11 protein-coding genes and 1 riboswitch are annotated in these 12,770 nt (G+C 30.9%); of the genes, 4 read left to right on the forward strand and 7 right to left on the reverse strand.

Features of this window, described 5'->3' with window-relative positions; genetic code table 11:
* Positions 1-56 precede the first annotated feature (56 nt).
* Genes Q0O83_RS00130 through Q0O83_RS00140 form a run of 3 tightly spaced genes read right to left on the reverse strand, consistent with a single transcriptional unit; the run spans position 57 to position 4,052 of the window.
* On the reverse strand, positions 57-1,226 hold the full coding sequence (locus Q0O83_RS00130) for an amidohydrolase (RefSeq protein ID WP_294092869.1): 1,170 nt from the start codon (positions 1,224-1,226) through the stop codon (positions 57-59).
* Between the two features lie 9 nt (positions 1,227-1,235).
* Positions 1,236-2,546, reverse strand: coding sequence for a diaminopimelate decarboxylase (lysA, locus tag Q0O83_RS00135; RefSeq protein WP_294092871.1), 1,311 nt, complete (start codon positions 2,544-2,546; stop codon positions 1,236-1,238).
* Positions 2,547-2,582: 36 nt separating this feature from the next.
* On the reverse strand, positions 2,583-4,052 hold the full coding sequence (locus Q0O83_RS00140) for an amino acid carrier protein (protein ID WP_294092872.1): 1,470 nt from the start codon (positions 4,050-4,052) through the stop codon (positions 2,583-2,585).
* A gap of 81 nt (positions 4,053-4,133) precedes the next feature.
* Positions 4,134-4,307, reverse strand: a riboswitch (Lysine riboswitch).
* Positions 4,308-4,437: 130 nt separating this feature from the next.
* Here Q0O83_RS00140 and Q0O83_RS00145 point away from each other — a divergent pair.
* The 3 genes from Q0O83_RS00145 (at position 4,438) to Q0O83_RS00155 (ending at position 8,937) form a co-directional block, all read left to right on the forward strand.
* Positions 4,438-5,574 carry a M20 family metallopeptidase gene (locus tag Q0O83_RS00145; RefSeq protein WP_294092873.1) on the forward strand — a complete coding sequence of 379 codons (1,137 nt, stop codon included), beginning with the start codon at positions 4,438-4,440 and terminating at the stop codon, positions 5,572-5,574.
* Between the two features lie 122 nt (positions 5,575-5,696).
* Positions 5,697-7,403: an ABC transporter ATP-binding protein gene (locus Q0O83_RS00150; RefSeq protein ID WP_294092875.1), complete on the forward strand. Its 1,707-nt coding sequence runs from the start codon at positions 5,697-5,699 to the stop codon at positions 7,401-7,403.
* A 31-nt stretch (positions 7,404-7,434) separates the two neighbouring features.
* Positions 7,435-8,937, forward strand: a complete 1,503-nt coding sequence (locus Q0O83_RS00155; RefSeq protein ID WP_294092877.1) for an ABC transporter substrate-binding protein — start codon at positions 7,435-7,437, stop codon at positions 8,935-8,937.
* 3 nt (positions 8,938-8,940) lie between these two features.
* Here Q0O83_RS00155 and Q0O83_RS00160 read toward each other — a convergent pair whose 3' ends face one another.
* From Q0O83_RS00160 to Q0O83_RS00175, 4 genes are read right to left on the reverse strand one after another with little or no spacing between them, the layout of a single operon-like run.
* Complete coding sequence (locus Q0O83_RS00160) at positions 8,941-9,432, reverse strand: thioredoxin family protein (protein WP_294092880.1); 492 nt, start codon at positions 9,430-9,432, stop codon at positions 8,941-8,943.
* Positions 9,433-9,460: 28 nt separating this feature from the next.
* Positions 9,461-9,658 carry a hypothetical protein gene (locus Q0O83_RS00165; RefSeq protein ID WP_294092882.1) on the reverse strand — a complete coding sequence of 66 codons (198 nt, stop codon included), beginning with the start codon at positions 9,656-9,658 and terminating at the stop codon, positions 9,461-9,463.
* 8 nt (positions 9,659-9,666) lie between these two features.
* The gene (locus Q0O83_RS00170; RefSeq protein WP_294092884.1) at positions 9,667-10,332 is read right to left on the reverse strand and encodes a YoaK family protein; all 666 of its coding nucleotides are present in this window, start codon (positions 10,330-10,332) and stop codon (positions 9,667-9,669) included.
* A 14-nt stretch (positions 10,333-10,346) separates the two neighbouring features.
* Entirely contained in the window at positions 10,347-10,802 is a 456-nt protein-coding gene (locus Q0O83_RS00175; protein WP_294092886.1) for a YhcH/YjgK/YiaL family protein, read from the reverse strand.
* A 149-nt stretch (positions 10,803-10,951) separates the two neighbouring features.
* Between Q0O83_RS00175 and lepA the strand changes: the two genes are divergently transcribed.
* Entirely contained in the window at positions 10,952-12,754 is a 1,803-nt protein-coding gene (lepA, locus tag Q0O83_RS00180; protein WP_294092888.1) for a translation elongation factor 4, read from the forward strand.
* The last annotated feature ends 16 nt before the right edge of the window (positions 12,755-12,770 follow it).

A 12,770-nucleotide genomic window follows, 5' to 3' on the forward strand; every position in this document is an offset into this window, starting at 1 on the left:
TATTCTCTAAGATATATTACTAAAAGAATTCTCTTTTTCTTTGATTTTTTAAAATTTTATTTTGTATTATAAATATTTAAAATCTGCATCATTACACCATTTAAAATCGCTTCTTCATCTATATCAAAATTTCCATTATGAGCTGGTACAACTATATTTTTATCTGAGTTTCTAATTCCTATTGTAAAAAATGCACCCTCTGTTTTTTCAATGAAATATGAAAAATCTTCAACACCCATATTAGCTACCTTTTTTTCATGGATACTCTCTTCTCCAAATAACTCTATTGCACTTTTTTTAATAATCTCTACATTTTTATCATGATTTATCAAAGCGGTATATCCAGGTTCTATCTCAATTTTTCCCTCTCCACCAAAAGCTAACGGAATTCCTTCTACTACCTCTTTTATTCTTTTTTTCATTCTCTCTCTAACTTCAGGATTTAAAGTTCTCAATGTCCCTTTCAGCTCAATCTCGTTTGCAACAATATTCCCAGCTGTTCCGCCATTTATTGTTCCAATTGTAATTACACCACTTTCTCTAGCATCTAAATTTCTACTTACTATACTTTGAAGTGCTATAACCACATGAGAAGCTATAAGAAGTGCATCCACTCCTCGGCTTGGGTATGCTCCATGACAACTCGTCCCACTAATTTTAATTTTCAAAGTATCTGATGAAGCATTCATAGCTCCATACTTAATTCCAACTTTACCTATATCTATTGTGTCATCTACATGTAATCCATAAACAGCATTCACGCCATCTAAAGCTCCATCCTCTATCATTGGTTTTGCTCCACCAACAGTCTCTTCGGCTGGTTGAAATATTAATCTAAGGTTCACAGGAGGTTTTGTTTTTGTTTCATAAAAATATTTTGCAACTCCTAATACCACAGTTGTGTGTACATCATGACCACAAGCATGGCAAACACCTTTAATTTTAGATGAATACTCTGTTGTTTTCATATCTAAAATAGGTAGTGCATCTATATCTCCTCTTAACGCTATTGTAATATTTGAGTTCTCTCCTGCTATATCAGCTATAACCCCCGTATTGAATGAGGTTCTGTAAGGTATTTCCAGCTCTTTTAAATATTCACATATCTTATCATGAGTTCGATATTCTTGAGTTCCTAATTCTGGATGTTTATGAAAATCTCTTCTCACTTCAATTAACCAATCTTTTATTTTATCTGCTTCAAACTTTAACTTCTGTATATCCATTTTTTCTCCCTAAATACTTTCAATTAAATCGAAATCATTTTTTATTAAATCTTCGTAACTTTCTCTTTTTGAAACCAAATAGCTCTTTCCATCTTTTACAAAAACTACAGCTGGTGTTAAAGCTTTATTATAATTACTGCTCATTGAATGTCCATAAGCTCCTGTGCAACTAACTAATACTAAATCGCCCTCTGAACACTTTCCTAACTTTGTATTCTTAGCTATTATATCCCCTGATTCACAACATTTTCCAGCTATTGTTACTAACTCTTTTTTACTTTCATTTAACCTATTGGCAACAACACTTTCATATTTAGCACTATACAAAGCTGGTCTGATATTATCAGTCATTCCCCCATCTATAAAGACATATTTTTCTCCACCAAAAGTTTTCTTCTCTCCTCCAACTGTGTATAGAGTACTTCCTGCTGCTGCAACTATTGAACGCCCTGGTTCTATTATCACATTCTCAACTGATAAGTTTTCTGCTAGTAGATTCTCCTCTAAAGAGATAATAATTTTTTTCATCATCTTTTTTAAATCAGCATCTGTGTCCTCTTCAGTATACCTAACTCCGAATCCTCCACCGATATTTATTTCTGGAATTTTAATATCTAACTTCTCTGAAACTTTTTTTGTAAATTGAACCATTGTTTTTACACCTTCACAAAAAGCAAGTTCGTCAAAAATCTGTGAACCTATATGGCAATGAAAGCCTAAAAAATTCAGCTCTTTCTTTTCAACAATATCTTTTACAATATTTTCTATCTCTTTATCAAAAATTGATTCTCCAAACTTTGAAGTATGCTTTGCTGTTTTTATATATTCATGAGTGTGTGCATCTATTCCAATATTTAGCCTCAACATAACATCCATCTTTTTTCCTACTCTTTTACAAATCTGAGCTACTTTTTCAGCTTCAAATCTGTTGTCTAAAATTATACTTCCTATCTCACGTTCTACACACATATTCAGCTCTTCTAAAGATTTATTGTTTCCATGCATATGAACTCTTTTTGAAGGAAATCCAGATGAAAGAATTGTGTATAACTCTCCTGCTGAAACAGCATCTATATGTAACCCCTCTCTATTTATAACTTGAGCCATTCCTTTTGAAAGATACGCTTTAGAAGCATACACAACAGTTGTATTAAATTTTTCACTTTTAAATGAGTTTTTTATATCTCTAATTTTCTTTTGTAGTAACTCTAAATCATATATATACAAAGGTGTTCCAAAATCTTCTTTTAATTTTTTTACTGAAATACCACCTATTTCTAAAACACCATCTACATTTTTCATACTTCCTAAAAACTTCATCCCACTCCTCCTATTCAGTACAATTTATAAATTAACTTATTGATTTAATTCATACTCTTTTAATGATTTTTCTGCAAAATTAAATCCTAATAATATTAATGGTACATTTATAAATACCATAACTAAATTTGTAAAATCACTTATTACCCAAATATTATCTAACTCTAATCCCGACCAAACACACATAACCCCAAATGGAATAAATATCAGAGACGATATCAGTTTCATTGAGATTAAAAATATCTTTTTTCTGCATATCTCAGTTGCCGATATATCTATAAATGCAATCATTCCTAGTATAGTCGAAAATGCAAACATCCCATAGCACAGAGAAACTATAAATTGAATAATTCCATTTAGTGATGCTGGTGATAGTACCTTTAATGATTCTATAAAATATCCTAACTTATCACTTCTTAAAACCTCAAAGTTATGAGTATCTAAATTCCATATACTTGCTATAATTACTAAAAAACCTGAAATTGTACAGATTACAAATGTATCTATAAAAACTCCAAACTGTTGAACAAACCCTTGTTCTACTGGATGCTTTGCATCTGCTGCCGCTGCTGCCATAGTTACTGTTCCTTGTCCTGCTTCATTTGACATCAACCCTCTTTTTATTCCCTGTTGTAAGGCTATACCTATTGAACCTCCGAATAAAGCTGATGGACTAAAAGCTCCTTTAAAAACAGCTGAAAAGAAATATGGAACTTTATCTAAATTCAAAGCTATCAAGAATAAAGCCACTCCAAAATATAATACTGCCATTATTGGTACTATAAAATCCGTTACTGCTGCAACTCTTTTTATTCCACCAAAAATTATTCCAAAGGTAAATATAATTATAGATATTCCTATAACTATATAGACGTTATCTGTTCTAGTATAAGCTGCTCCTGTAATCTGACCTGCTAAGCTTCCAAATGCTGTAAACATATGGAAAACTTGTGATGGAAGAGTAAATAGAGCATAAAAGATATACGATCCTGCTATTACTACCCCTGCTAACTTACTATTATTTAAAAGTTTTCTTCCATAATATGCTATTCCTCCTACATAATCATCCTCATTTTTTTCTTTAAATATCTGTGCAAGTGTTGCTTCAACAAAACTTGTCGCCATTCCGAAGAATGCACTCACCCACATCCAAAATAGTGCTCCTGGTCCTCCTGCTAATACCGCTCCTGTAACACCCATTATATTTCCAGGACCTATTCTTGTTGCACTACTCAATAAAAATGCCGCCATTGGAGATATCCCAACTTGGTTGCTACTCTTATTTTTTAAAATCTGTAAACTTTTCTTAAAATATCTTATTTGAACAAATTTTAATCTCATCGTGAAATACATCCCACATCCCATTAACAATAATATTGCTAATGTAAAGTTTCCTATTAAAGGGATATTTTTGTAAAACTCAAAATTTCTTGGAAACTCCCATAAAAAATCGGTCACTGGACCTAAAAAGCTAAAAACTTCATTCACTCTACTTAACTGTAACATTCTCTCCGCTCCTTTTTAAATAAAAAAACTGCCCCATAAAAATAAAATAGGCAGTTTTTTGTAAATTTTATAATATTACAAATAACGGATAGCACAACATTAGATATACTAATGACAGTTATATAGATATTATCTATATACCCAATAAAAGTTTTTGACATAACCTTTATTTCGGCAAACTTCCCTTTCATTTAGTTTCAGTGCTCTGTCTAGCTCTACTAACTTACTCTTGTCGCTTGCGCCTCTACCTTAAAATTCTCTTAAATTGAATGAATAGTAACATTTTAAAAAATAAAATGCAAGTTTTTTTATATTTTTTTTAATTCGTGACAAATTTTATAAATTATGATATTAATTTAACTATAAATTTTTGGGGAGTGATTTTATGTTAAACAATCTTAATACACATCGTAATTATCTTCATACAATACCTGAAATAGCACTACATGAATTTAAAACTTCTGAGTATATTAGAAAAGTTTTAGATGAGGAATGTGTTGAGTATCATTCTATTGGAACGAGTACTGTAGCTTTTATTCCTGGTACAATTGATTCTTGTTTGGCTTTCAGAGCTGATATAGATGCTTTGCCTTTAAAAGAGGAGAGTAACAATCCATTTAAATCTAAAGTTGATGGTATGATGCACGCTTGCGGACATGACGGTCATGCTGCAATGCTTTTAACATTTATCCAGGAGATAAAAAAGTTAATAAACTCAGGTGTTAAATTACAAAAATCTTTAGTTTTCATATTTCAAGCTGGAGAAGAAGGAGCGGGTGGGGCTCGTTTTATTGTTGCTGATGATTATTACAAATCTAAGAAAATCGAAGCTATTTTTGCACTTCATGTTTATCCTGAAATTAAAGTTGGAGAGTTCGCTGTTAAATCTGGATGCGTTTCTCTTCAAAATATAAATTTAGATATCACTTTAAATGGTAAAGGGTGTCATGGTGCTCAACCACACAAAGGAGTTGATTCAATTCTAATCGGTGCTAAACTTGTAGAAGCATACCAATCTATAAAATCTAGAAACATTCCATCATATGAGCATTTCCTTCTGACTATAGGGGCTTTCCATGCTGGAACAGTTCGGAATATTATTCCTGGCAGTGTGAATATGCTTGGAACAATTAGATTAGAAAATATATCTTTAATTCCATTTATAAAAGAAAGAATGGAAAAAATAAACTCTGGTTTTGAAACTGCTTTTGATGTAGATATCAATATGTATTTTGAACCGTTTTATCCTCCTGTTATCAATGACAAAAAACTATTTGAACACGCTCTTCATGTATTAGATGGAAAAACTGTTTTTACTGATATCTCTTTAAGTGGGTCAGAAGATTTTTCATTCTACTCTCAAAATGGAACCCCAGGACTTCTAGCTCTTGTTGGTGTTAGAGATGAAGAAAACGGATATGTTTGTGCTCTTCATAACAATAGATTTGATTTTGATAACAAAGCTTTAACACATGGTGTAGAATATTTTTTAAATATTTTAAAAGAATTTAAATGTATATAATTATAACGAGTTCTTCGGAACTCTTTTTTTATTGTGGATTATTTTAATATTCTTTGACTTTTATATACTTTTCTTTTAAAATTATATTGTGTAATAAAATTACTAAATATTGGAGGTTTTAAATGTTAAAAAAATTTATAAGTTACTATAAACCTTATAAAAAACTATTTTTTTTAGATTTACTTGCTGCTATAACAGTTTCAGCCTGTGATTTAATATACCCTATGCTGAGTAGAGCTGCTGTAAATAACTATATTCCAAATAAAAACTATAGAGCTATTGTCACTTTAGGTGTAACTCTTTTAGGAATATACTTTATCAAGCTTGTTTGTAATTTCTTTATGAATTACTGGGGACATGTTGTTGGAGTTAGAATGCAGGGGGATATGAGAAGAGATGTCTATGCTAAACTTCAAAACTTTCCTATCAAATACTTTGATAACACTGCGACTGGAAGTATCATGTCGAGAATTGTAAACGACCTACAGGAGGTTTCAGAGTTAGCTCACCATGGTCCTGAAGATCTATTTATATCTATTATCATGATCTTAGGGTCATTCTTCTTACTTCTAAATATTAATATCCCTTTAACACTAATTGTATTCTCTGTTATACCGTTTATTGTCTGGTTCACGCTAAATAGAAGACAAAAGATGACAGATGCTTTCTCTGAAACTCGTGAAAAAATTGGAGCTATTAACTCAACTTTACAAAACAGTATCAGTGGAATTAGAGTTTCAAAAGCTTTTGTCAACAAAGAAGAGGAGCTACAAAAATTTAAAAAAAGTAATATTGAATTTAAAAAAGCTCGTGAAGGAGCCTATAAAGTTATGGCTGAATATGTTTCAGGGATGACATTCTTCACTGATATGTTAGATTATCTTGTTTTAGTTTTCGGAGCAATTTTTACATATCAAGGTAAAATTAATTTCGGTGACTTCTTAGCTTATCTACTTTACATTAGAATTTTTAGTCAACCTATCAAAAGGTTAGTTGGTTTTGTTGAACAATATCAAAATGGAATGAGTGGATTTAAACGTTTCAAAGAGATGCTAGATGAGGATATCGAAAAAGATTCTTCTAATGCAACAAACTTAGAAAATGTAAAAGGTGAAATCTCTTTTGAAAATATATATTTCAGTCATGATGAGAAAAACATTTTAAAGAATTTCTCTTTAAATATAAAAGCTGGTGAAAAGTTAGCTCTTGTTGGTCCATCAGGTGGAGGTAAAACAACTATTTGTAATCTGATTCCTAGATTCTATGATATCAACAGTGGAGATATTAAAATTGATTCTAAAAGTATATATGATTTTAAAATTGATTCACTGAGACAAAGTATTGGAATTGTTCAGCAAGATCCATTCCTATTTACAGGTACAATTAGAGAAAATCTAGTAATTGGTAAGCCTGAAGCTACAGATGAAGAGATTATCGACGCTGCTAGAAAAGCTAATATTCACGACTTTATTGAAACTCTTCCAAATGGATATGATACTGAAGTTGGTGAAAGAGGTGTTAAATTATCTGGTGGTCAAAAACAAAGAATTGCAATTGGTAGAATTTTCCTTAAAAATCCACCTATTCTAATTCTTGATGAAGCTACATCAGCTTTAGACAACATTACAGAACAACTTATCCAAGAGTCACTAGATGAACTTTCTAAAAATCGTACAACTATTGTTGTGGCGCATAGATTATCAACTATTAAAAATGCAGATACAATAGTTGTTTTAAAGGATGATGGAATTGTTGAAAAAGGAAATCATGAAGAACTGATAAACAATAAAGGTTTCTATTACAATCTACATCTTGGAATCTTACAATAATAATTTTATTTAATCTTTAGGGGAGGATTTGATGAACAAACTTTTTACTTTATTATTTATTTTAAATATTTTATATTTTAATATAAATACTTTTTCAAATGAAAAAAATAATATTATAGTTGCCCAAGGTTCAAAGCCTAAATCTTTAGATCCACATACTTTCAACGAGTTTCCAACTTTAGGAATAACCGAGCATATATTTAATACTTTAGTAACTCTTGATGACAAGGGAGTTCCAACTCCTGAGTTAGCTGAATCTTTTGAATATATATCACCAACAGAGATTCTTTTTACAATTAGAAAAGATGTTAAGTTTCATAACGAAGAGATTATGAATGTTGATGACGTTATATTTAGTTTAGAAAGAATGCTTCAAAAACCTGGAAGTAGAGTTATCTTAAAAGATATCAAGAGTGTTGATAAAACAAAAGATGAAAAAGTTCTTATAACTCTAAAAGAACCATCTGCTCCTTTTTTAGCAAATTTAACTCTGCCTATAGCTGCGATTATGAATAAAAAATATGTCGAATCTGGAAACAACGTTGCTTTAAAACCTTTAGGAACAGGGCCATATATGGTAACAAACTGGGGAGATGGGGACAAAATTGTAATGTCTAGTTTTAAAGATTACTTCAAAGGAGCTCCTAAAAATAGCGGTCTTACTTTTAAAATTATAACTGAAAATACTAGCCGTTTAGCTGCTTTAGAAACTGGTGAAGTAGATGTTATCTACGCAATATCTCCTATCGATTTTAATATCGTAGAAAAAAGTCCTGAATTAAATCTTTTACACAAAACCACAACTACAACTGAACTTATGGTTCTAAATGTTACAAAAGATGGGTTAGATAATGAAAATATTAGAAAAGCAATTCACATGGCTATTGATAAAGAGGGTATTTTAGAGGCTATTTTCCTTAATAGAGGCTCTGTAGCAACTTCACCTATAAATCCTAACATCTTTGGTAGTTCACAAGATTTGACACCTTTTAATAGAGATATTGAAACTGCTCAAAACATTATCAAATCTGAAAAAAAAGTTCCACCTCTTAAAATATGGACTAGTGAAAATATTGTAAGAGTTCAAATAGCTCAAATTATACAAGCTAATTTAAAAGAGATTGGAATTGAATCTACTATTGAAATTGTTGAATGGGGAACTTTCTTAAAGAGAACTTCAGAAGGAGCACATGATATTTTACTTACAACTTGGATTTTAGGAGTAAGTGATATCGATACTGTTGTAAGTACTCTCTTCCACTCTAACTCTATTGGTGCAGAGGGAAATCGTTCATTTTATAACAATCCTGAGTTAGATGCTAAAATTGATCTTGCTCGTTCTACTATAGATTCAGAAAAAAGAAAACTATACTATAAAGAGATTCAAGAGATTATTTTAAAAGATAACCCTGTAGTTCCCTTAGTCTATAAAATAGATGGAATTGGAATTAGTAAAAAAATTGAAAACTTTAATTATAATAAAGCAAGTATGAGAAACTACTATGAAGATATGAAAAAAGTAGATGCTAAATAGCATCTACTTTTTTGTTATCATACCTATTAAATCTTTTACAGTCTCTTTCAGATACTGTCCTTTTAAATAATCCATTTTTACATCTTCGTAGACATGTTTTTTTATCTCTTTAGGTCTTTCTACAAAAATATCTCCACAAACCTCATACTCTTCACTTAAAGGAACAATAAACGGAACTTTAAACTCCTCTATTTCCATTAAAGGTTTTAAAAATTTTTCACCTCTAGCTTTAGTTATTACAGCCATATCAAAATTTGGATTTAACTCACAAAACTTTTTTAACACTGTCACATTCAATTGAAAATCCATACACCAAGGCTCTCCTGCAACTAAAAAATTTATTTTCTTCTCAATATTTTTTACAGTCTCAACCTCTTCTTTAGCCATTTCTATTCTTGAATAATTTTTAGGAATTCTATCTCTTTCACTTTTAATTCCAGTTCCCATAAAAGCATCAAAATTCATTCCCGCAGAATACAGAGTTTTTATATCCACTTGTCCACCTCACTATAAGTATCTTTTACTATCTATTTAGCATTTTACAGTTTTTATATTCATTTTTAGCTCCTGATTTATAAGTACACGTTCCTGTTAAAAGTTTACACTTTATCGACATGTAATCTTCTCCTACTAGCATTCCTATTGAGTGCTCACATTCAAGAGTTGGATATTTTTCAATTACCTCTTTTTTTTCATCTTCTGTTATAAAATACTTCTCCATCTTTTCTCCTACCTTTTCGTTTTATAATATCTATCTCTTAATAAAAAATAGTAAATACCACTCAAAACATATGCTAATGACATGTAATTTAATACATTTCTACCTAAATATTTTAATCCTAAACCGACTAATAATCCTCCAGTTATAAAAGAAAGAATATTTATAGCATAATATTTCATCTTCCACATTATCTCTCTATTACCTCTTAAATAGTGACCAATAACGACACCTAAGTCAGTAACTGTTCCAGACATATGAGTAGTTCTAATTACCATTCCTTTATAACGTATAAATAAACCATTTTGTAATCCTAAAGAAAAAGCAAGAACAAATGCAAATATAATTTTATCATAAAGATATATATCTATAATCTTCAATAAAATACCAATAAATATGAAGGTATCTCCATATCTCTTTTTAAGTTCAAAATCTCTACCCGACCCTATCATAATACCAGAAACTATCGCTCCACTGAAAAACGAAACCACTAAACCTAGCATTATTTTAAGGTGGGGTATGTTTGAGTAAGCTAAGTCCGTAGAGATTCTAGTTACACTTCCTGTTATATGGCTTACTGTTAAAGAGAATTGTAAAATTGCAAATGCATTCATCCCTCCACCTAAAAGTGCTAATAAACTAATCCATAAAAACAGTTTTTTATTAATTTGCTCCATCTCTACCCTTCTTCTTAGTATTTTATTTTAAATACTACTTTCTTTAATTCTGTTGGTTCATTATTTTTTGCAATTAATGGCATATGAGGCTCATCTGGGAATACTACTAAGAAATTATCCTTAGTCATATTCATTCTGTACTCCTCTACACCTTCTAAAACTCCAAAATCTGACTCTTCATTAAACTCACTTTTCTCTTTTAGCGAATCTTTTAATGAATATCCGATTCCCTCTTCTCCTTCGATTACAACATGTATATCAATATATTTTTTATGACATTCAAAGAAGCACTCTTCTAAAATCTTAGTTTTACACTCTTGAAGGTTAAAAAATACATTGTCACCGTCTATTTCATTTTTTCCTAAAACCCCGTTTTTATAACTTCCATTCTCAATAGCTTCTATTGCTGCATCTAAACCTTGAGAAATTCCCTTATAAAATTTTAATTCATTTAATTGTCCAAAGATCATCTTTAATAATCCCCCTTAATTTTTTTTAATGTACTTTAATAATATTCCAAAATCCTTTATAAAGTCAAGCTATTATTTAATTTAGATTGATTTTTTTTGATAATTCTTTTATAATATAGTGTGAAGAAATATATTTAGAGGAGGATATTGTGTTACAAAAATTTAAAAGAAACTTTTCAATTATAGCACATATAGATCACGGTAAATCTACTGTAGCTGATAGACTACTTCAAGCTACTGGAACAGTTACTGAGAGAGAAATGAAAGAACAGCTACTAGACTCAATGGAGCTAGAAAGAGAAAAAGGAATTACGATAAAAGCTCAAGCGGTTACTTTAAAATATAAAGCAAAAGATGGTAATGATTATGAATTAAACTTAATTGATACTCCAGGTCACGTTGACTTTATATACGAGGTATCTCGTTCTTTATCAGCATGTGAAGGAGCACTACTTGTTGTAGATGCTGCTCAAGGTGTTGAGGCTCAAACTCTTGCTAACGTTTACTTAGCATTAGAAAACAATCTTGATATCGTACCTGTTATCAACAAGATTGACTTACCTGCTGCTGATGTAGATAAGGTAAAAAATGAAATTGAGGATATTATTGGATTACCTGCTGACGATGCAGTTTTAGTTTCAGCTAAAGCTGGTATTGGTATTGAGGATTTATTAGAGGCAATTGTAGAGAGAGTTCCTGCTCCTACATTCGACGAAGAAGCTCCATTAAAAGCTATGATCTTCGATTCACTATTTGACGACTACCGTGGAGTTATAACTTATGTTAAAGTTCTTGATGGATGTATCAAAAAAGGTGACAAAATCAAAATTTGGTCAACTGGAAAAGAGTTTGACATTCTTGAGTGTGGAATCTTCGCTCCTACTAAGAAAGAACAACCTGAATTAAGCTCTGGATCAGTTGGATATATCATAACTGGTATCAAAACAATTCAAGATACACAAGTTGGAGATACTATAACTCATGCTAAAAGACCTTGTCTTGAGCCATTAGAAGGATTTAGACCAGCTCAATCAATGGTATTTGCTGGATTATATCCTCTATCTACAGATGATTATGAAGATTTAAGAGAAGCTTTAGAAAAACTTCAATTAAATGATGCTTCATTAACATTTGTTCCTGAGACATCTCTTGCTCTAGGATTTGGATTCAGATGTGGATTCTTAGGATTATTACATATGGAAATTATTGTAGAAAGACTTAGAAGAGAGTATGATATAGATTTAATCTCTACATCTCCATCAGTTGAGTATAGAATCACTCCAGAAGCTAAAGAAACTTATGTTATTGATAACCCTTGTGATTTCCCAGAAGGTGGAAAATCTAAGTTCATAATTGAAGAACCATACATAAAAGGAAGTATTCTTACTCCTAAAGATTATGTTGGAAACGTTATGGAACTTTGCCAAGAAAAAAGAGGAACATATATCGATATGAAATATATCGATGACAATAGAACTATGGTAATTTATGAGTTACCACTAGCAGAGATTGTAATTGATTTCTATGATAAATTAAAATCAAGAACAAAAGGTTATGCATCATTTGAATATGAGATGATCGGATATAAAGAAGCTTCACTTGTTAAAGTAGATATTCTTGTTTCTGGAAATCCTGTGGATGCGTTCTCGTTCATCGCTCATACTGATCATGCTGCTTCTAGAGGAAGAGCAATCTGTGAGAAATTAAAAGAGATCATTCCTAGACAACAGTTCGAAGTACCTATTCAAGCTGCTTTAGGAGCTAAGATTATAGCTAGAGAAACTATCAAAGCATATAGAAAGAACGTTCTTGCTAAGTGTTATGGTGGAGATATCTCAAGAAAGAAGAAACTTTTAGAGAAGCAAAAAGAAGGAAAGAAGAGAATGAAACAAATTGGAAACGTTGAGATTCCACAAGAGGCATTCGTATCTGTACTTAAACTTAACGATTAATAAAATTAAACGGGTT

Origin of the sequence: uncultured Cetobacterium sp., assembly GCF_945952365.1 — a bacterium.
Lineage (GTDB): Bacteria > Fusobacteriota > Fusobacteriia > Fusobacteriales > Fusobacteriaceae > Cetobacterium_A.

What these genes read in the sequence shown, in the direction of transcription:
- Q0O83_RS00170 (WP_294092884.1), bottom strand. Translation starts at nt 10,332, where the DNA reads ATGGAGCAAATTAATAAAAAACTGTTTTTATGGATTAGTTTATTAGCA.
- Q0O83_RS00175 (WP_294092886.1), bottom strand. Translation starts at nt 10,802, where the DNA reads ATGATCTTTGGACAATTAAATGAATTAAAATTTTATAAGGGAATTTCT.
- Q0O83_RS00150 (WP_294092875.1), top strand. Translation starts at nt 5,697, where the DNA reads ATGTTAAAAAAATTTATAAGTTACTATAAACCTTATAAAAAACTATTT.
- Q0O83_RS00130 (WP_294092869.1), bottom strand. Translation starts at nt 1,226, where the DNA reads ATGGATATACAGAAGTTAAAGTTTGAAGCAGATAAAATAAAAGATTGG.
- Q0O83_RS00140 (WP_294092872.1), bottom strand. Translation starts at nt 4,052, where the DNA reads ATGTTACAGTTAAGTAGAGTGAATGAAGTTTTTAGCTTTTTAGGTCCA.
- Q0O83_RS00165 (WP_294092882.1), bottom strand. Translation starts at nt 9,658, where the DNA reads ATGGAGAAGTATTTTATAACAGAAGATGAAAAAAAAGAGGTAATTGAA.
- lysA (WP_294092871.1), bottom strand. Translation starts at nt 2,546, where the DNA reads ATGAAGTTTTTAGGAAGTATGAAAAATGTAGATGGTGTTTTAGAAATA.
- Q0O83_RS00145 (WP_294092873.1), top strand. Translation starts at nt 4,438, where the DNA reads ATGTTAAACAATCTTAATACACATCGTAATTATCTTCATACAATACCT.
- Q0O83_RS00155 (WP_294092877.1), top strand. Translation starts at nt 7,435, where the DNA reads ATGAACAAACTTTTTACTTTATTATTTATTTTAAATATTTTATATTTT.